The sequence below is a fragment of the Luteimonas sp. GW821-FHT14E02 genome, assembly GCF_058803905.1.
This window is the reverse complement of sequence record NZ_JBXAPK010000002.1, coordinates 498,708-516,888: the sequence shown is the minus strand read 5'-3', so window position 1 is coordinate 516,888 and position 18,181 is coordinate 498,708. Positions and strand designations below refer to the sequence as shown.

The window sequence follows — 18,181 nt, the reverse complement described above, 5'->3', positions numbered from 1 at the left end:
CAATAAACTTGTATCACCGTGCGGCGACCCTCCGGGCCGCCGCCCGCCCATGAACCGGTCGGAAGACGCCGTATGCCCCTACTCGGCCTGTTGCTGGCACTGACAGCCGGCGTCGCCTGCTATCTCGCTTCGCCGCATCGGCGCTGGCGGATCGGGAGTTCGCTCCGTCCCTGGCGCTGGCTGGCCGCCGTTTGCGCGCTGGCGGCGCTGATCGTCTGGGTGCGCGCGCTCGGCGTCTTCGCCGGGTTCTTCGCCTGCCTGAGCGTGCTGATGCTGGCCTGGGTCGCCCTGCCGTATCTGAGCGCGGCACGGAGACAGGATTGATGGCCGTCGGCGCGCGCATGACCAGCCGCACGATCGCCGGCATCGTGCTCGGCTTCACCCTCTCCTGCGGAATCTGCGGGCTGTATACGGTGTTCGGGCCGCAGGCGCATTCGGAAAACCTGATCGTGGCATTGATGGTGATGCTGCCGATCTGGATCGCGGCCTGGGCATCGAGCTATGCGGTCGCCAGCGCGGCGCGCGCCTGGGGATGGCTGCTCGCCGCCAATCTCGTCGTGCATGGGCTGCTGTGGGTGTCCCGGCATCAGCACTGGGGAGGCTGGACGTCATGAAGGCCGCGACACTGCGCGCATTCCTCACCGTGCATACCTGGACCGGCCTGATCGCCGGCATGGCGCTGTTCATCGCCTTCTACGCCGGGGCGTTCACCGTATTCCAGGCAGCCACCGCACAGTGGCAGCGACCCGAACTGCGCGAGTCGCCGGCGACGACGCCACAACAGCTCGAATCGCTGCTCGAAGAGGTGACGCGCACGTATCCGCGCGCGAAAGAGAATCTCTGGGTCTATCTGCCGAGTCCGTTCGCACCGCGCGTGTTCGTGTTCTGGCGAGAGAAGAAACCCGAGGCGGAGCACCTGTTCGCGCTCGGGCGCGACGGGCGCGCGCACGAGATCAGCGAGGAATCGAAACTCTCCGACCTGATCAACCAGGTGCATTACAGCCTGGGCCTGCCCGAACGTTGGGGCACCTGGCTGATGGGCATCGTCAGCATTCTCTATGGCTTGGCGCTGGTATCGGGCGTGCTGGTGCATCTGCCGACGCTGGTCCAGGATCTGTTCGCACTGCGGCGCGGGCGCAATCTCAAGCGGATGTGGCAGGACGCGCACAACGTGATCGGCGTGCTGTCGCTGCCGTTCCACATCGTGTTCGCCTTCACCGGCACGCTGCTGTGCGTACTGGTGCTGTTCGTGGCGGGCCTCAACTTCATCGGTCTCGGCGGCAAGGGTGCGGCGCTTTATCAGCAGGCGCGCTATGCACCGGAGATGAGCAAACAAGACGTCGGCGCCGCGATGCTGTCACCGGCCGCCCTGCTCGCCGCCGCGCGTGAGCGCGCGCCCACGCTGCAGCCGCACTTCATGAACTACCGCAGCTACGGCGATGCCGCGGCCACCGTCAGCATCGCCGGCCCGGTGCCGGGCCATCTGTCGGATCTCGGCATCGTCACGCTCGAGACGCGCAGCGGCAAGGTCGTCGGCGTGCAGTTGCCGGGTGAGCGCGGCAACGCGCATACCGCCGTGCGCGGCGTGACCTCGATCCACTACGGCACCTTCGGCGGCCTGCCGGTGCAGTGGCTGTATTTCCTGCTTGGGCTGGCCGGCGCCTTCCTGTTCTATTCCGGCAATCTGCTGTGGATCGAGTCGCGGCGCAAGCGGCGCCAGATCGAGCAGCCGCGCATGCATCGGTTCCTCGCACGACTCACGGTTGGTGTGTGCCTGGGATGCTGCGCGGCGCTGTCGGCGGCTTTCCTCGCCAGCCTGCTGCTGCAGAACGCGGGAGGAGAATGGCGCACCTACTACGCCGTTTTCCTCGGCAGCGTGCTCTGGGCGCAACTGCGGCCGCCGGCGCGCGCGGCGATTGAGTTGGCGCTGTTCGCCGGTGTGTTGAGCCTGGCGGTGCCGATCACGAATGCCATCGTGACCGGCGATCACCTGCTCCACACCGCGATGACCGGGCAATGGCAGGTGTTCGGCGTCGACGCCGTGGCGATCGCGCTGGGCCTGGGCTTCCTGCGCATCGCCCAGGTCACATGGCGCCGGGCACACAACGGCGATCCGCACAGCGTCTGGTCCCTGGCATCGCCGGCGGATATCGCCCAGCCCGCTGGATGACCGGCAAAAGAAATGGCGGGGAACGAACTCCCCGCCATCAGAGCGTTATCTGGCCTGAGGCCGCGCCTCAGAACGGCGTGCCCTAGAACGGCGTGTGTCAGAACGGAATATCGTCGTCCGAGAAGTCGTCCATTGGCGGTGCCGACTGCTGCGACGGCGCCGGACGACGCTGTGGCGGCGCGGAATCCTGACGCTGCGGGCGCGGCGCGCGTTCGCCACCGCCGGCGGTGTCGCCCCGGCCGCCCAACATCTGCATCTCGTCGGCGATGATGTCGGTGGAGTACTTTTCCACGCCGTCCTGGCCCGTGTACTTGTCATAGCGGATCGAGCCTTCCACGTACACCTGGCTGCCCTTGCGCAGGTATTCGCCGGCGATCTCGCCGAGCTTGCCGAAGAACACCACGCGATGCCATTCGGTCCGTTCCTGGGTGTTGCCGTCCTTGTCCTTGCGGACCGAGGTGGTGGCCAGGCTGATGCGGGTGATCGCCATGCCGCCCTGCGTGTATTTGACGTCGGGGTCGTTGCCGAGGTTGCCGACCAGAATGACTTTGTTGATGCCGCGGGCCATCGAAGTTCCTTGAATTTCGCCTGTACTGGCGAGCAGTCTGCAATTATAAGCGTTCGCGGGGGATAGGCCCGAACCCCGCCCTGGGGTCGGGGAATCCCCTATTGAAGCAGGCCCCAGCGAAGCGGACCAGGCAGGCCGCATCCACGCAGCGCGGCTACGTATAATTGCCACTTGCCCCACCGGACCCCGCATGCACGCCTCAGCAAGCCCGCGGCAGCTCGATCTCGCCGCCATTCAGGCCCTCGCCGCCGCCGACATGGCCGCGGTCGACGCGCTGATCCGCCGCCGCCTGGCCTCCGACGTGGTGCTGGTCAACCAGATCGGCGAGCACATCGTCGCCGCCGGCGGCAAGCGGCTGCGCCCGATGCTGCTGTTGCTGGCGGCGCGCGCGCTCGGCCACGGCGGCCCGGATGCGCATCAGCTGGCGGCGGTGATCGAGTTCATCCATACCGCGACCCTGCTGCACGACGATGTGGTCGACGAATCCGACCTGCGTCGCGGCCGCAAGACCGCCAACGCCCTGTGGGGCAACGCGCCAAGCGTGCTGGTCGGCGATTTCCTGTACTCGCGCAGCTTCCAGCTGATGGTGGAGCTGGATCGCATCGAGGTGATGCGCATCCTCGCCGACACCACCAATTCCATCGCCGAAGGCGAGGTGCTGCAGCTGCTGCACGTGCGCAACCCCGACACCGACGAAACCGCCTACCTGCGCGTGATCGAGCGCAAGACCGCGGTGTTGTTCGCCGCCGCCACGCGTCTGGGCGCGCTGCTGGCCGGTGCAGACGCGGCCACGCAGCAGCGTCTGCACGATTACGGGATGAATCTCGGCTATGCCTTCCAGATCGCCGACGACGTGCTCGACTACAGCGCCGACGAATCCGCGCTCGGCAAGCACCTCGGCGATGACCTGGCCGAGGGCAAGGCGACGCTGCCGCTGATCCACGCGATGGCGCATTCCGATGCCGCCACGCGCGCGCGCCTGCGCGAGATCGTCGAGAACGGTGATGTCACGGCCCTGCCGGACGTCATCGCCGCGATCCAGGCGCAGGGCAGCCTGGACTACAGCCGCGCGCGCGCGCATGAGTACGCGCAAGCCGCGCAGCACGCGCTCGACGGATTGACTGACAACGAAGCGCTTGCCACCCTGCACGGATTGGCGCATTACGCCACCGCGCGCGATCACTGATTGCTGTTGTTCAAGCACTTTCGCCGGTCATTCCCGTCTCAGCGCACTGACGGCGCGTTTCGGTGCGGGAATGACCGACATTAGAGTGGATTAGTCTTCGCCGAACCGCTCTTCGAAGAAGTTGTCCATCATCTTGTAAGCGCGCTTGGCGGCACGCTCGTTGTACATGCAGCCCGGCTTGTTGGCGGTCTCAAGCGCAAAGCAGTGCACCGCGCCGCTGAAATTGACGAACTGCCAATCGGCACCGGCCGCCGTCATCTCCTTCTCCAGGTCGGCAACGTAGGGCTGGGTGCTTTCGTCGTCGGCGCCATTGAGGATCAGCAACGGCGTCTTCACGGCTTCCGCCTTGGGGCCGTAGGCGCGCAACCCACCATGGAAGGTGACGATACCCGCCAGCTGCGCGCCACTGCGCGCCAGTTCAAGCACCGTCGCGCCGCCGAAGCAGTAGCCGAACGCACCGATCTTGCTGGCGTCGAGCGGCGCATTTCCGGCCTGGGCCTTCAATACCTCGACCGCCTGGGTGATGCGGGCGCGCAACGCCGGAATGTCGGCATAGAGTTTCTGGACCTGCGCCAATGCGGCCTTGTCGTTCTTGGGGCGCACTTTCTTGCCGTACATGTCGACGACCAGGATCACGTAGTCGTCGCCGGCGAGCTGCTTGGCCTTGTCGACGGCGGCAGGGGTTGCCCCGTACCAGTCCGGCACCATCAGCAAACCGGGGCGCTGTTCCTTTGAAGCATCGTCGTAGACCAGGAACCCGCTGAAGGGCTGCTTGCCGACCTTCCACGCCACGGGCTTGGCCTGCATCGCAGCGAACGCGGGCACGGACAGCAGCAACAGAATCAAGGCGAGACAAATGCGACGCATGATGATCTCCCAGCTGGAAAGAATTTCCCGAATTGAATGTCCGCCGCGAGGCGGGGCGCAGATTGTAGGGCCGCCGCGGCGTCATTGCCGTGACGAAAACAGTGTTCCGGGTGGAGCGCGATTGTGACCCGATCGGAATGCGGGCGTTACGGCGCGATGCCCAGCCCTGGGATCGCCGTGATCGCATCCGGCGAGAACCCCGCCAGCTGGGCGAAATGGCGGCCGCGCTCGGTGTAGTCGCGATAGGCGCCGAAGCTCGGGGCACCCGGCGACATCAGGACCACGCCCTCGCCCGCGAGCCCCTGCCGCGCCAGTGCGACCGCTTCGCTCAAATCCGCGGCTTCGCGCAGGACGAAGCGTCCCTCGCCCGCCAAGTTTTCGAGCAACGCATGGATGCGGCCGCCGTTCTGCCCCATCGTGATGATGACGGCCGGCGCCTGCGTCCGCATTGCTGCGGCGAAGTCCGACCAGTCGAGACCGCGATCATGGCCACCGACGAGCAAGGCGACGCGCCGCCCCCGGAAGACATCGAGCGCGGCCAGGCTGGCATGCGGCGTGGTACTGATCGAGTCGTTGACGTAGGTAATGCCCTCGCGCGTACCCATCGTCTGCAGACGATGCGGCAACGGCCGGAATGAGGCCGCATGCAGCGCAAGTGTCGCGGCATCGAGACCGAGCGCTTCGATCGCCGTGAGCACGGCGCAGAGATTGCCGCGATTGTGGCGGCCTGGCAGTGGAATCGAAGCGGTATCGAAGATCTCGTCATCGCCACGACACAACACGTCGCCGCGCAGATGCCAACCGTCTTCGCGCCCGAACCAGCGCACGTCCGAATCCGGCAGCGTCAACGCGGCAAGACGGCGATCGGCGACATTCAGAACGGCGATGCGCGGCTTCGCTTCGGTGAGCAAGGCAAGCTTGTCGTCGATGTAGCGCTGTTCGCTGCCGTGCCAATCCAGATGTTCCGGAAAGATATTGATGACGACGGCAATATGCGGCCGAACACCGGCTCCCGCGACATCGCGCGTCTGGTAACTCGACAGTTCGATCGCCCAAAACTCGGCTTCGGCATCGAGCAGCTCCAGCAGCGGCAGCCCGATATTGCCGCACAACGCCGTGCGATGGCCCCCCGCGCGCAATAGATGCGCCAGCAGCGCGGTCGTGGTGCTCTTGCCCTTGGTGCCGGTCACGCAGACAGTGCGCGCATCGGGCCGTTCGGCGAACCACAGCGCGGTGCCACCGACGAAGTGCGTACCCTCGTGCGTGGCGATCATCGCCTCGGGCCGGTAGGGACTGATGCCCGGTGATTTGACGACGACATCGAACGCGGACAGGCGCCCCGCGCTGGCCTCGGTTTCGACCGAAAGCATCGTGTCGCCGATACCGCGCGCATCGGCGGCTTCTTCGGCGCTGCAGAACAACGTCAGCGGCAATCCAGGCAGCCGCGCGCGGATCGCGCGGTAGGCCGCGCGGCCTTCGCGGCCCCAGCCCCACAGCGCGACCCGCTTGTCCTCAAGCTGCGAAATTCGCACGCAACTGCTCCCACAACGCTGGCGGGATGCGATGTTCGTCGTCGATCGTCAGCAACGGCTCGAGAGCGAATTCTGCGACATCAAGCTGCGGCCGGATTTCCCGGCTGAAACGTTCGACCACGACGTCCTCGCGCCATTCCGGCCGCTCCGCCAAAGCAGCCATCGCGGCACGCGATTCGCGGCCTTCGCCGACGCACTCGAACGGCTTGTGATCACGGTATTCGAGTAGCGCATCGTAGCCTGGAATCTGCGCCGCATCATCGAGCAGATTGCGGCCAAAAATACCCACCAGTCGCGGCTTGGGCATGAACGGCGCCAACGCCAGGAACACAAAGTGGCATTTCGGACAGACCCCGCACCAGCGGCTGGTCGGTCGTTCGCCAAGTAGATGGAAATTACGGTTGCAGCTGGAAAAGTGCGCGTCGTAACGATCGGTCTTGGCGAATTGCCGCGCCACGGCCAGCTCGCTCAGCGGTCGCAGCAATGAGTAGTAGTGCAGATCGGCGGCGATGCGGCGCTGTACTTCCTCGCCGAACGCGCGCTCGCAAGCCCAGCCCTTGGACCATTGATGGTTCACCTCGCCCGTGCCCTCGATCAGGCTGCCGTAGCTGGCCGAGCGTTCGTTGGAAAACACGACCTGGTCGACACCCAGCAGCACGGCGGCGAACACCATGATCGCGGAGTTCAACACCGTCACCGGGATGTGCCCGTTCCAAGCGCCCTGACGATTGAACTCGAACAGTTCCGGCGCGAGCTGGCGGCCGAGATTGAGCGTCGGCAGCTCGGTGCGCTCGGCGCAGGCCTTGATGAGCTGCGAACCGCCGATCCAGGTGACCGTCTGTTCGACGCCGATCGAGCGCAGGGCTTCGATTGACACCAGCGAGTCCTTGCCGCCGCCGATCGCGACCAGTGCGTGCTTGCGCAGGCCCAGCGCGGGCGCGGTTCCATCGGTCGAAAGCGCCTGCTCGACCGGGAACTTGATCCGACCGTGCAGATTCAGCCCGTTGCGATAGGCGAATTCGCCCAGGCCGTTGACGTAGATTTCTTCCAGCAGCGCCGCTGTCCCCGCATCGATTCCATACGATTCGATGCGGATGTCCTCGGGCACGCCCGCCTTGTAGTAGCTCACGCCGGCGATCAAGTGCAGCAAACGCAGCGCCTGTTCCGCGGCGCGCGCACGCGCGTCGTCGAGCACGAACGGCGCGCCGGGAATCGTCACCGTCTCGATCAGCTCCGGGCCCTCGTCGAAGGCATAGACGAGCTGTGCGATGCCGGTTTCGGCGTCGAATGCGCAACGCACGAAACGAAAGACACGAACGGCGTCGCGATCAAACTGCAAAGCACTCATGCGATGACATCCTCTGCCGGCAGTGCGCGCAGGTTATAGGTATTGGACATGACAAACCCGTAGGCCCCGGCATCGGCGACAAGCACGATATCGCCCTCTCGCGTCTCCGCAGGCAGCGGGCGCTGCACGCCGAGCACGTCGCTGGATTCGCAGATCGGGCCGACCACGTCGAACAACTTGTGCGCCTCAGTGGGTTCGCCAAGACGTGTGAGATTGTGAACGCCATGATACGCGTCGTACAGCGCGGGCCGCATCAGCGTATGCATGCCGGCATCGAGGCCCACGCGGCGCACGCCCTGCTTTTCCACCACTTGCGTGACACGCGCCAGCAGCACGCCACATTCGGCGACGAGATAACGGCCGGGCTCGATCGCGAGCTGGTAGCGCGGATAGGCCGCCTTGATTTCGGCAAGGCCTACCGCCCACGCGTCGAGGTCGAAGGGCTCGTCATCCGGCTTGTAGGGAATCGGCAGGCCGCCGCCGATGTCGATCGTGTCGACGGTGCCGACGCTGTCGGCGAAGCCGGCCAGTTCGGCGTAGACGTCGCGCCAGTGTGCCGGCGAGTCGATGCCGCTACCAAGATGCGCATGGATGCCGGTGATGCGCATGTCGAGCTTGCGCGCCGCCTCGACGAAACCATCGAACGCGGACAGCGGCAGGCCGAACTTCGAGGACGCGCCGCCAGTGACGACCTTGGCATGGTGGCCATCACCGCGACCGAGATCGATGCGCAGCCACAGGTTGCGGCCACGGAACGTTTCCGGCCAATTGCGCAGTGCTTCGATGTTGTCGAGCGTGACGATGATGCCGCGCGCGAAGGCCGCTTCGTATTCGGCGCGCGGCGCGAAGCTTGGCGTGAACAACACGCGTGCCGGATCGAGATCGGGCAGCACGCTGAAAACGTGCTCGAACTCACCGCGCGACACGCATTCCAAGCCAAAGCCTTCCGCCACCAGCGCGCGCAACAGTTCCGGCCGCGCATTCGCCTTGACGGCGAAGAAGCGGCGGTCGATCGCTGTGACCGCGTTCAATGCCGCCGCGCGCGCACGCAACGTCGGCAGGTGGTAGACGTAACCCGGCGTACCAGCCTCGGCGCATGCCAGCAGGCGTTCGCGTTCGCCCTGCCACCACTGCGGCGCACGCTGCGGCTTGCCATGCGCAATCTCGCGCCAGCTGGGGCCGAACACGCTGGCGTCCTGCACTGGCATCGCGCCGCCTTCTATCAACTCGGCATGCAATTCCGGCAACAGGCCGTCGGCGTCGGCTTCATCGATGACGAAGGTGAGGTTGAGATCGTTCGAGGACTGCGAGATCAGATGCACGCGCTCGCGTCCGAACGTGGCCCAGATGTCGGACAGCTTGTGCAGCAACGAACGCATGCCGCGTCCGACCAGCGTGATCGCCGCGCAGGGCGCGATCACCTTCACCCGGCAGAATTCGGCCAGATCGTCGGACAGGCGCGCCAGCACGTCGGTGCTGACCAGGTTTTCGCTCGGATCAAGCGAGACGGTGACGTTCGTTTCCGAGGAGCCGATCAGGTCGACCGACAGACCGTGGCGCTTGAAGCGCTCGAACACATCGGCGAGGAAGCCGACCTGCTGCCACATGCCGACGGTTTCCATTGAAACCAGCACGATGCCGTTGCGGCGGCTGATCGCCTTCACGCCGGGCACGGTGGCGGCGCCGCCGTCGATGCTGGTGCCGGGAAGATCGGGGCGCTCGGTGTCGAGGATCGCCATCGGCACCTGGCCGTCGCGGCAAGGCTTGATCGAACGCGGATGCAGCACCTTGGCGCCGGTGGTGGCGATTTCCTGCGCCTCGGCGTAGTCGAGACGGGTGAGCAGGCGCGCATCGGGCACTTCGCGCGGGTTGGCGCTGAACATGCCGGGCACGTCGGTCCAGATCTCCACGCGCTGCGCGCCGAGCAGCGCGCCGAAGTACGCGGCCGAGGTATCGGAGCCCCCGCGACCGAGGATCGCGGTGCCACCGTCGCCATGCCGCGCGATGAAGCCCTGCGTGAGCAGCAGCCGTGTCGGCTGCGCGGCGAAGCGTTCCCGCCACGCGACATCGGCTTCGCGCTTGCAGTTCACCGACAGGCGGCCGGCCCAGTCGCTCTGGTTCGGCAGCGCCACGGCATCCAGCCAGTCGCGCGCGTCGCACCAGCCGAAATCCAGGCCCTGCGCGCGGAGATAGGCGGCGCCCAGCGTCGAGGAGAGCAGCTCGCCCTGCCCCAGCACTTCCGCCTGCCAGTCGAGCGGGCGCGATGTCGCGCGCGGATCGTCGAGCAGGGCCTGCAACGCGGACAACCGTGTGCCAAGCGCAGTGTCGGCATCGAGTTCGAGTTCGCTCGCGAAGCCGCGATGACGCTCGATCAGCGTCGCCACGCGCGCGGCACTGTCGGCGGCGCCGTCGGCAATCGCCGTCAACTCGTTCGTCACGCCCGACAATGCCGACACCACCACCAGCACGCGTGCGTCCCTGTCGTCGGCCCGCTGTTTCGCCAGGCGGCCTATCGTGTCCCAGCGATGACGACGCGACACTGAAGTGCCGCCGAACTTGAGCACGATCCAGCGATCGGCAGGAGGAGTTGTGGGCATTGATGAGGGGGAGTTGAGTAGAATCGGAGTTCGCGCCCGGCGTCCGGATGCGAACTCCGGATTCTAATCGAAGGTACGACCGTCATGACCCGCCGCCGCTACCTTCAGCTCGACGTTTTCGCCAGCCATCCCGGCGCCGGCAACCCGCTGGCGGTGGTCCTCGACGCGGAAGGGCTGGATGACGCCACGATGCAGGCCATCGCGCGCTGGACGCGGCTGCCGGAAACCACCTTCGTGCTGCCGCCCGCATCGGCGGACGCGGATTACCGGCTGCGCATCTTCAGCCCGCGCCGCGAGGTGCCGTTCGCGGGCCATCCGAGTGTCGGCACCGCGCACGCGGTGCTGGAGGCCGGGCTGGCGACACCCCGGGATGGCCTGCTGGTCCAGGACGGCATCGCCGGCAAGCTGCCGCTGCGCGTGGAAGGCATCGGCTCGCGCCGCACCATCGCCGTGCGCACGCCGCGCGCGCAGATCGGCGAGATCGCCTCCGCGACCGATCCGCGCCTGCGCGAAGCGCTACAAGGGCTGCCGCTCGGCGCGCTGCCGCCGGTACTGATGAACGGCGGACGCCGCTGGTGGCTGGTGGAACTCGCCGACGAAGCCGCGCTGCGCGGCGCGACGCCCGACTGGACCGCGATCGGCAAGCTCGCCAACGACACCGAGAGCATGGGGCTGTGCGTGTTCGCGCGCAGCCAGGATCCGGTCTATTACCTGGCGGTCCGGGCCTGGGTCGGCGCGCCCTCGCAGTTCGAGGATGCCGCCTCCGGCGCCGCCAATGCCACGCTGGCGGCGTGGCTGGCCTCGCAGAACGCCCTGCCTGGCAACAGCGGGCATTACCGCATCAGCCAGGGCCGCGAGGTCGGACATGATGCGATCATCGAATTGCTCGTCGACGATCAGGGAGATGTGTGGTCCGGCGGGCGCGTGGTGACGGTCTTGGAGGGATGGATCGACTGGGAAGGCGTTCGGACCTGAAACCGGTTGGAGGACACCGCAAGCATGTTTAGCCATGTCACGGTCGGAACGCGGAATCTGCGAAGCGCTGCGGAATTCTATGACGCCATTTTGCTTCCGCTGGGTCTGCAGCGTCGTCAAGTCACGCCCGATGGCGGACCGGAAGCCGCATGCTGGGTTTCGCCGAGTCAATCGCTGCCGCGCTTTTATGTGTACATGCCGTTCAATCGGGAACCGGCCACGGCCGGCAACGGAAGCATGGTTGCTTTTTTGGCTCCTTCAGCAAGTGCAGTCGAACTCGCCTATTCCGCAGGCATGAAAGCAGGCGGAATCGACGAGGGCGCGCCGGGAGAACGCGCCCGATACGACCCTGGCTATTACGGGGCGTATCTTCGGGATCCGGACGGAAACAAGGTGCATATCGCGTATCGCGGAGATCTGCATCAAGATGATGCCCGCGGCACCACTTGACGGCTCGTCAACGGAAACCGTTTCACAGCTTCGATCAGATCAAGCGCGGGAATCCATGGATATCGGGCTTCAATAACGCAGCTGTGCCAGCAACTCATCGCCCGACCAATCGCGGCGCCCCCCTTCCACGGCCGCCTGCACCAGCGCCGTCAACTGCGCATTGACTGGCGCCTCGCGGCCGAGCTTCGCGGCCAGCCGCACCACCTCGCCGTTGAGCCATTCCACCTCGGTCTGGCGACCCGCTTCCAGATCCTCCCACATCGACGAGCGCGCCAGCGGATCGATGCGGAGCATGCGGCCGAACAGGATCCGGAACAGGACATCGGGCAGTTCGAGCGCACCCGGAATCCAATGCGGTGGCAACGGTGTCAGCTTCGCCGGACGAATGCCGGCGGCGTCCAGCAAGCCCAGCGCCTCGCGCTGCGCGCGCGCGAGGCAATGTCGGTACGCCCGCTGCGACAGCTCTTCCCGGAGCGGCCGTCCCGACAGGGCATTCACCGCATTGTTGAGATTGAGCAGAAGCTTTGCCCACTGCACGGCCCGCATGTCGTCGTGCAATTGCAGCGGCAGGCCCGCGCGATCGAAGAGCGCGAGGAAAGGCGACAGCGCATCGTGCCGCGCCACCGCCAGATCGCCTTCCGTGCCCTGGTGGAACGCGCCTTCGCCCCCCTGCACCACGTTGAACGGCACCATGCCGGTCAACACCGTGCATCCGGGCAAGGCGGCGCGCAGGATGTCGTCGTTGCCGAGGCCGTTCTGCAGGCTGATCACCACGGCGCCAGGCCGCAACACCCGCGCAAGTTCGCGACCGGCATCGGCGGTGGCGGCGGCCTTCACCGTCACCAGCACCAGATCGGCATCGGCGGCCGCATGAGGTGTTTCTTGGAAGGCGACCTTCGCGGGCGGAACGTACACATCCAGACCGCGGTAATCGCTCAAGCGAAATCCGTGCGCGGCGATCTCACGCGCCAGTCGCGCCCGACCGACGAAGCTGACGGCCGCGCCCGACGCCAGCAGACGCCCGCCGACATAGCAGCCGATGCTGCCGGCGCCGAAGACACAGATACGCGGTGTCGCGGTCACGATCCGGAAACTTCCGAAACCAAGGCACGCTCTTCCTCACGCTTCACCGCGCGCCGCCCGAGCACGACCATCGCCAGCGCCGGCAGGTACATCAGCAATCCATAAACGGCACCGGGCATGGCGATCTGCGGCGATTGCAGCAGGCTCAGCGCGATCACGATCGCCAGCGTGCTGTTCTGCACGCCGACCTCCATCCCGACAGTGATCGAGTCGCGCAAGGCGAGCCCGCTGAGGCGGCCCAGCAGATAGCCGAGGCCGATCGCCGAGCAGCACAGCGTCAGCGCGGCGGGACCGAGCTGGCTCAGCCACTCCGGCAGACGCTCGCGTTCGGCAACCGAGATGGCGACGATCAGCAGCAGCAAGAAGGCCAGGGCGAACTTGCTCACCCATGGCTCCACGCGCACGGCAAACCCGCTGGCGTAGCGCCGGATCCCCATCCCCAGCAACACCGGGATCAGCACGAGCGCCGCCAGATGCAGAATGGTCTGCCCCACCGGCAGCCGGATCTCGCGCGTTTCGCCGGCGAAGAATTGCAGCGCCAGATTCACCAGCAGCGGCACGCTGACGAACGTGATCAAGGCGCTGATCACCGTCAGCGTGACCGCCAGGGCCACGTTGCCGCGCGCCAGGAACGTCAGGGCATTCGACGTGCTGCCGCTGGGACAGGCGGCGACCAGCACCAGCCCGACGGCGAATTCCGGTGACATCGGAAACAACCACGCCATCGCGAACCCCAGCGACGGCAGCAGCAGATAATGTCCCAGCACGCCGATCAGCACCGGCTTCGGATTCTCGCCGATGCGGCGGAAATCGCTGCCGCGCAGGGTGAGCCCGATGCCGCACATGATCACCGCGATCGCGATCGGAAGCGCGATCTTGACCAGAGGATTGTCCTGCACGATGCCCTCCCAAGGCGTCCGCGAAGGCGCGATGGCGGCGATCGTAACCCGGATTCACGGGCGCGCACCGGTTCCATACAACGAAGAAGGGGCCAATGGCCCCTTCTCGTCATCCGCGGAATGCAGTCCCGCCGATCATTCGGGACGCACGTCCACGCGCACGCGGATGGTGTCGCCCGGGTGGTAGTTGGTGCGGGTGGTGTAGCGGCGCCCGGCGTATTCGTAGGTGACGTCGTAGGCGGCCACGCGCGAAGTATCGACGCGGTAGTAATCGCCATTGGACGGCACCGGATCGCAGACCGTCACTTCGGCACGGCGCGGCGGTTGGCGATTGCGCTGATTGCTGTCGTAAACACCACGGCCAGCCATGCCGCCGACCATCGAGCCGATCGCCGCGGTGGCGTAGCGTGCCGAACCGCCGCCGACCTGGCTGCCGAGCGCGGCACCGACGATGCCGCCGATCACGGTGGCGACGTTGCGCCCGGTTTCGGTGCCGCCGCGATAGTCCCGATCGTCGCGATCATCGCGGTAGCCGTCGTTGCGATAGCCATCGTCACGGGAGTAGCCGTCGCGATCGTAACGATCGTCGCCGTTGTAATAGCCGCCGTCCTGGCGTGTGTAGCAGCGCTGCTGCTGCGAGGCCGGATAGCCGGACTCGATCACCGGATCGACGCGCACCACGCGCGCATAGTCGTACTGCGAACCGCTGCTGTTGCCGTAGCGGTCCACGGTTGGCTGCGGGTAGTAGCCGTCGCGCGAATAGTAGTCGGACTGCGCGGAAGCAGTTCCGACGGCCGCGGCAAGGCCCAGGGCGAGGAACGAGCTTGCAAAAATCTGGGAGGTCGCAAGACGCTTCATGGTGGCCGGCTCCAGGGCCGCGGGCGCAAACGCCGAATTGGCGCGTGTCTAACCTAGGGGCACCTCGATAACGCCGTGCTGAATCGAAAGCGTTTACAGGCTGGCGCCCCGGCCGCGTTTAGCGCGCCGACAGCCATCGCGCGACCTGCGATGACACCTCGACGGCCTGGCGTCCGAGCAAAGGACCGACATGGCTGCCCGCGGGGTCGTGGATCAGATCCGCATGCCAGCCCTGCGCCCACGCCGCGGTCAGGGCCGGAGAGACGCCTTCATCGCCTTCCGAGGCGATGAACAACACCGGACAGCCCGGTTTCTCCACCGAAACGCCAGCATAGGCCGTGCGCAGCACCGCGCCGCTGTCGTCGCGCCAGCGGCGGAAGGCGTACAACGCGGTGGCGTCGTCGGCGTCGATCATCGCCCGGCGCGTCGATGCCAGCCTGGCCTCGCGCCGCCAGGGAATCACGTCCGGCCAGCTTCGTTCAGGCAATCCTTCGTGCCAGGGCGATGGCGGCAGCGGGTTGATCAGGACCAGCGCATCCGCCTCATCGGCGCAAAGCGCGGCCAGCAGGCCGCCGAGACTGGCGCCGATCAGTGCGCGCGGACGCGGCAACGCGCGCAGCTGCTCGCGCACCTGAAACACGTAATCGTCGAAAGTGGTGAACGCCAAGCCGCGCGGAGACGGCAGCAGATCGAGCGCGTGCGCCTCCACGCCCGCCGCAAGCAAGCGCTCGCGCCAGACGTTCCACTCCCAGCCACCACCGCCCGCGCCGTGGACGCACAGCGCGGAAAATTTGTCGTCAGACAAGCAGCTCGGCTTCCAGCGTGATCGGCACGGCCGAGAGCGCCTTCGAAATCGGGCAATTCTGCTTGGCGTCATCGGCGATGCTGCGGAACTTCGCCGCGTCGATGCCCGGTACCTTGGCCTGGGTTTTCAGGCGGATCGCGCTCAGCGTCGGGCCGCCTTCCATCGACAGATCGACTTCCGCCTGCGTGTCCAACGCCGTCGGCGGATGCCCGGCCTCGGTGAGCTTGGCCGACAGTGCCATCGTGAAGCAGCCCGCGTGCGCGGCGGCGATGAGTTCTTCCGGATTGGTGCCCTTCTCATCGCCGAAGCGGCTGTTGAAACCGTAACGGGTGTTGTCGAGCAATCCGCTCTGCGGCGTGGCGAGGCTGCCCTTGCCGGATTTGAGATCACCTTCCCAGTGTGCGTTGGCCTTGCGCGTGATGCCCATGTCGGTGCTCCGTGATCGAGGGGGAACGAGATCGAGTAAGGATATCGCCGTAAGCGTTACAGAAGCGTCCGACCCGCGGGAACTTCGCGCTTCCGACGTGACGAATTCTTCACTAACCCAGACGGATTGCTGCGCCGCAACGGGACGCTACGTTTCTCAGCGCGGTATGGTGCATCTCCGCCATGACCGCCCGCCGAGCGTATTTGCTTAGGCGTTGCGCTCTCCCCCGGACAGCCATGACGTCCTTTTCCACCCAGCCAAGGGAGAAACGGACTCATGTCCTACAGCACTGCGCAAATCCGCAATGTGGCCCTCGCAGGCCACCCCGGCGCCGGCAAGACCACCCTCTTCGAAGCCCTGCTGCATGCCGGCGGCGCCATCCAGGCGGCAGGCACCATCGAACGCGGCAGCACCGTGTCCGATTTCGATCCGATCGAGAAGCAACGCGGCCACTCCATCGACGCCGCCATCGCCAGCACCGATCACGCGGGCATCCACGTCAACCTGATCGATACTCCCGGCTATCCGGATTTCCGCGGCCCCACCCTGTCGGCGCTGGCCGCGGTGGAGACGGTCGCGATCGTGATCGACGCCGATTCCGGCGTGGAATACGGCACCCGCCGCATGATGGAGCGGGCGAAGGAACGCAATCTCTGCCGCGTCATCATCGTCAACAAGATCGATCACGACGGCGCCAACTGTGCCCGCGTGCTCGAGGAACTACGCAACGAGTTCGGCCCCGAGGCACTGCCGCTGAACCTTCCGGCCGATGGCGGCAAGCGTGTGGTCGACTGCTTCGGCCCGTCGTCGGGCAGCATTGCCAATGAAATCAGCGATCTCGGCCCGACCGCCGACTGGCACCAGAAGATCATCGACCAGGTGGTCGAGATCAATGAAACGGTGATGGATCACTATCTCGATCTGGGCGAGAGCGGCCTGTCCGGCCAGGAACTGCACGACGCATTCGAGCAGTGCCTGCGCGAAGGGCATCTGCTGCCGATCTGCTTCGTCTCCGCACGCAGCGGCGTCGGCGTCAAGGAACTGCTCGATATCGCCGAGAAGCTCTTTCCACATCCGGGCGAAGCCAATCCGCCGCCCTTCGTGAAAGGAACCGGCGCGGACGCGCAACCGGTGGCCGCGCAGCCCGATCCGGGCGCGCACGTCATCGCCGACGTGTTCCGCATCGTCAACGATCCCTTCGTCGGCAAGCTCGGCATCTTCCGCGTCTATCAGGGCACGGTGAAGAAGGACACGCAGCTGTTCGTCGACGATGGCCGCAAGCCGTTCAAGGTCGCGCACCTGTTCAAGCTCAAGGGCAAGGAACACGTCGAGATCACGCAGGCGGTGCCGGGCGACATCGCCGCGGTCGCCAAGGTCGACGAAATGCATTTCGACGCCGTGCTGCACGATTCGCACGACGAGGACCAGATTCATCTCGCGCCGCTGGATTTCCCCAAACCGATGTTCGGCCTCGCCGTGGAAGCCGCCAGCAAGGGCCAGGAACAGAAGCTGTCGACCGCGCTGCACAAGCTGGCCGAGGAAGACCCCTGCTTCCGCGTCGAGCACGAAACCGAGACCAACGAGACGGTGATCCGTGGCCTGTCCGACCTGCACCTGCGCATCAACCTCGATCGCTTGAAGGATCGCCACGGTGTCGAGGTGACCACGCGCCCGCCGCGCATCGCCTACCGCGAGACCGTCAGCGCCAAGGCCGAAGGCCATCATCGCCACAAGAAACAGACCGGCGGTGCCGGCCAGTTCGGCGAAGTGTTCCTGCGCATCGAACCGCTGCCGCGCGGCAGCGGCTTCGAATTCGTCGACGAAGTGAAAGGCGGCACGATTCCGGGGCAGTTCCTGCCGGCGGTGGAAAAAGGCGTGCGCCAGGTGCTCAACGGCGGCGCGATCGCGGGCTATCCGATGCAGGACGTGCGGGTGATCGTCTACGACGGCAAGCATCATCCGGTCGACAGCAAGGAAGTCGCCTTCGTCGCCGCCGGCAAGAAGGCCTTCCTGGATGCCATCACCAAGGCGCGGCCGCAGGTGCTGGAACCGATCGTCGATCTCGATGTGGCCGCGCCCGAGCAGAATATGGGCGACATCAGCGGCGGCCTCGCCGGCAAGCGCGCGCGCATCAACGGCACCGACGCGGCCAAGGGCGGCGAGATCGTGATCAAGGCGCAGGTGCCGTTGTCGGAACTGGAAGGCTACGCCGCGGAGCTGAAGTCCGTCACCGCCGGCCGCGGCCGCTATTCACTGGATTTCAGCCACTACGAGCCCGTGCCGGCGCAGGTGCAGCAACGACTCGTGGACGCCTACAAGCCGAAACACGAGGAAGATTGACTGCTCGCCCAATCAGCCCCTTCCCCACGCCAGGAAGGGGCGTCGTCCCTGAGACAATCCCTCTCGCCATCGCTAA

17 protein-coding genes are annotated in these 18,181 nt (G+C 66.2%); 7 read left to right on the top strand and 10 right to left on the bottom strand.

Features of this window, described 5'->3' with window-relative positions; all coding sequences use genetic code 11:
* Window positions 1-72 precede the first annotated feature (72 nt).
* From AC1RNP_RS05350 to AC1RNP_RS05340, 3 genes are read left to right on the top strand one after another with little or no spacing between them, the layout of a single operon-like run.
* A complete protein-coding gene (locus tag AC1RNP_RS05350) occupies window positions 73-324 on the top strand; it encodes a hypothetical protein (RefSeq protein ID WP_493050211.1) in 252 nt (83 codons plus the stop codon).
* On the top strand, window positions 324-614 hold the full coding sequence (locus AC1RNP_RS05345) for a hypothetical protein (RefSeq protein ID WP_493050210.1): 291 nt from the start codon (window positions 324-326) through the stop codon (window positions 612-614). Before AC1RNP_RS05350 ends, AC1RNP_RS05345 begins: the two co-directional genes overlap by 1 nt.
* Complete coding sequence (locus tag AC1RNP_RS05340; protein WP_493050209.1) at window positions 611-2,170, top strand: PepSY-associated TM helix domain-containing protein; 1,560 nt, start codon at window positions 611-613, stop codon at window positions 2,168-2,170. Before AC1RNP_RS05345 ends, AC1RNP_RS05340 begins: the two co-directional genes overlap by 4 nt.
* 97 nt (window positions 2,171-2,267) lie before the next feature.
* On the opposite strand, the gene AC1RNP_RS05335 is transcribed toward AC1RNP_RS05340, so the two are convergent.
* On the bottom strand, window positions 2,268-2,738 hold the full coding sequence (locus AC1RNP_RS05335) for a single-stranded DNA-binding protein (RefSeq protein WP_493050208.1): 471 nt from the start codon (window positions 2,736-2,738) through the stop codon (window positions 2,268-2,270).
* A gap of 190 nt (window positions 2,739-2,928) precedes the next feature.
* Here AC1RNP_RS05335 and AC1RNP_RS05330 point away from each other — a divergent pair, with 190 nt between their 5' ends.
* A complete protein-coding gene (locus AC1RNP_RS05330) occupies window positions 2,929-3,924 on the top strand; it encodes a polyprenyl synthetase family protein (protein ID WP_493050207.1) in 996 nt (331 codons plus the stop codon).
* Window positions 3,925-4,014: 90 nt separating this feature from the next.
* On the opposite strand, the gene AC1RNP_RS05325 is transcribed toward AC1RNP_RS05330, so the two are convergent.
* The 4 genes from AC1RNP_RS05325 to AC1RNP_RS05310 form a co-directional block, all read right to left on the bottom strand.
* Entirely contained in the window at window positions 4,015-4,791 is a 777-nt protein-coding gene (locus AC1RNP_RS05325; protein ID WP_493050206.1) for a dienelactone hydrolase family protein, read from the bottom strand.
* 146 nt (window positions 4,792-4,937) lie between these two features.
* Window positions 4,938-6,323, bottom strand: coding sequence for a UDP-N-acetylmuramoyl-L-alanine--D-glutamate ligase (gene murD / locus AC1RNP_RS05320; protein ID WP_493050205.1), 1,386 nt, complete (start codon window positions 6,321-6,323; stop codon window positions 4,938-4,940).
* Window positions 6,304-7,671, bottom strand: coding sequence for a UDP-N-acetyl-alpha-D-muramoyl-L-alanyl-L-glutamate epimerase (gene murL / locus AC1RNP_RS05315; RefSeq protein ID WP_493050204.1), 1,368 nt, complete (start codon window positions 7,669-7,671; stop codon window positions 6,304-6,306). Before murL ends, murD begins: the two co-directional genes overlap by 20 nt.
* On the bottom strand, window positions 7,668-10,268 hold the full coding sequence (locus tag AC1RNP_RS05310; protein ID WP_493050203.1) for a bifunctional aspartate kinase/diaminopimelate decarboxylase: 2,601 nt from the start codon (window positions 10,266-10,268) through the stop codon (window positions 7,668-7,670). Before AC1RNP_RS05310 ends, murL begins: the two co-directional genes overlap by 4 nt.
* An 84-nt stretch (window positions 10,269-10,352) precedes the next feature.
* On the opposite strand from AC1RNP_RS05310, the gene AC1RNP_RS05305 reads away from it, so the two are divergent.
* Window positions 10,353-11,243: a PhzF family phenazine biosynthesis protein gene (locus tag AC1RNP_RS05305; protein WP_493050202.1), complete on the top strand. Its 891-nt coding sequence runs from the start codon at window positions 10,353-10,355 to the stop codon at window positions 11,241-11,243.
* A gap of 24 nt (window positions 11,244-11,267) precedes the next feature.
* On the top strand, window positions 11,268-11,693 hold the full coding sequence (locus AC1RNP_RS05300) for a VOC family protein (protein WP_493050201.1): 426 nt from the start codon (window positions 11,268-11,270) through the stop codon (window positions 11,691-11,693).
* Window positions 11,694-11,762: 69 nt separating this feature from the next.
* On the opposite strand, the gene AC1RNP_RS05295 is transcribed toward AC1RNP_RS05300, so the two are convergent.
* The 5 genes from AC1RNP_RS05295 to AC1RNP_RS05275 all read right to left on the bottom strand — a co-directional run bounded on the left by AC1RNP_RS05295 (window position 11,763) and on the right by AC1RNP_RS05275 (window position 15,765).
* Complete coding sequence (locus AC1RNP_RS05295; RefSeq protein WP_493050200.1) at window positions 11,763-12,776, bottom strand: 2-dehydropantoate 2-reductase; 1,014 nt, start codon at window positions 12,774-12,776, stop codon at window positions 11,763-11,765.
* A complete protein-coding gene (locus AC1RNP_RS05290) occupies window positions 12,773-13,675 on the bottom strand; it encodes a bile acid:sodium symporter family protein (protein WP_493050199.1) in 903 nt (300 codons plus the stop codon). Before AC1RNP_RS05290 ends, AC1RNP_RS05295 begins: the two co-directional genes overlap by 4 nt.
* 135 nt (window positions 13,676-13,810) lie before the next feature.
* The gene (locus tag AC1RNP_RS05285) at window positions 13,811-14,533 is read right to left on the bottom strand and encodes a glycine zipper 2TM domain-containing protein (protein ID WP_493050198.1); all 723 of its coding nucleotides are present in this window, start codon (window positions 14,531-14,533) and stop codon (window positions 13,811-13,813) included.
* Between the two features lie 118 nt (window positions 14,534-14,651).
* Entirely contained in the window at window positions 14,652-15,338 is a 687-nt protein-coding gene (locus tag AC1RNP_RS05280) for an alpha/beta hydrolase (RefSeq protein ID WP_493050197.1), read from the bottom strand.
* Window positions 15,331-15,765, bottom strand: coding sequence for an OsmC family protein (locus tag AC1RNP_RS05275; protein WP_493050196.1), 435 nt, complete (start codon window positions 15,763-15,765; stop codon window positions 15,331-15,333). Before AC1RNP_RS05275 ends, AC1RNP_RS05280 begins: the two co-directional genes overlap by 8 nt.
* A 276-nt stretch (window positions 15,766-16,041) precedes the next feature.
* Between AC1RNP_RS05275 and fusA the strand changes: the two genes are divergently transcribed.
* Window positions 16,042-18,105, top strand: a complete 2,064-nt coding sequence (fusA, locus tag AC1RNP_RS05270) for an elongation factor G (RefSeq protein WP_493050195.1) — start codon at window positions 16,042-16,044, stop codon at window positions 18,103-18,105.
* Window positions 18,106-18,181 lie beyond the last annotated feature (76 nt).

What these genes read in the sequence shown, in the direction of transcription:
- AC1RNP_RS05310 (WP_493050203.1), bottom strand. Translation starts at nt 10,268, where the DNA reads ATGCCCACAACTCCTCCTGCCGATCGCTGGATCGTGCTCAAGTTCGGC.
- AC1RNP_RS05285 (WP_493050198.1), bottom strand. Translation starts at nt 14,533, where the DNA reads ATGAAGCGTCTTGCGACCTCCCAGATTTTTGCAAGCTCGTTCCTCGCC.
- AC1RNP_RS05325 (WP_493050206.1), bottom strand. Translation starts at nt 4,791, where the DNA reads ATGCGTCGCATTTGTCTCGCCTTGATTCTGTTGCTGCTGTCCGTGCCC.
- fusA (WP_493050195.1), top strand. Translation starts at nt 16,042, where the DNA reads ATGTCCTACAGCACTGCGCAAATCCGCAATGTGGCCCTCGCAGGCCAC.
- AC1RNP_RS05345 (WP_493050210.1), top strand. Translation starts at nt 324, where the DNA reads ATGGCCGTCGGCGCGCGCATGACCAGCCGCACGATCGCCGGCATCGTG.
- AC1RNP_RS05335 (WP_493050208.1), bottom strand. Translation starts at nt 2,738, where the DNA reads ATGGCCCGCGGCATCAACAAAGTCATTCTGGTCGGCAACCTCGGCAAC.
- AC1RNP_RS05275 (WP_493050196.1), bottom strand. Translation starts at nt 15,765, where the DNA reads ATGGGCATCACGCGCAAGGCCAACGCACACTGGGAAGGTGATCTCAAA.
- AC1RNP_RS05350 (WP_493050211.1), top strand. Translation starts at nt 73, where the DNA reads ATGCCCCTACTCGGCCTGTTGCTGGCACTGACAGCCGGCGTCGCCTGC.
- AC1RNP_RS05340 (WP_493050209.1), top strand. Translation starts at nt 611, where the DNA reads ATGAAGGCCGCGACACTGCGCGCATTCCTCACCGTGCATACCTGGACC.
- AC1RNP_RS05330 (WP_493050207.1), top strand. Translation starts at nt 2,929, where the DNA reads ATGCACGCCTCAGCAAGCCCGCGGCAGCTCGATCTCGCCGCCATTCAG.
- AC1RNP_RS05305 (WP_493050202.1), top strand. Translation starts at nt 10,353, where the DNA reads ATGACCCGCCGCCGCTACCTTCAGCTCGACGTTTTCGCCAGCCATCCC.
- murL (WP_493050204.1), bottom strand. Translation starts at nt 7,671, where the DNA reads ATGAGTGCTTTGCAGTTTGATCGCGACGCCGTTCGTGTCTTTCGTTTC.
- AC1RNP_RS05300 (WP_493050201.1), top strand. Translation starts at nt 11,268, where the DNA reads ATGTTTAGCCATGTCACGGTCGGAACGCGGAATCTGCGAAGCGCTGCG.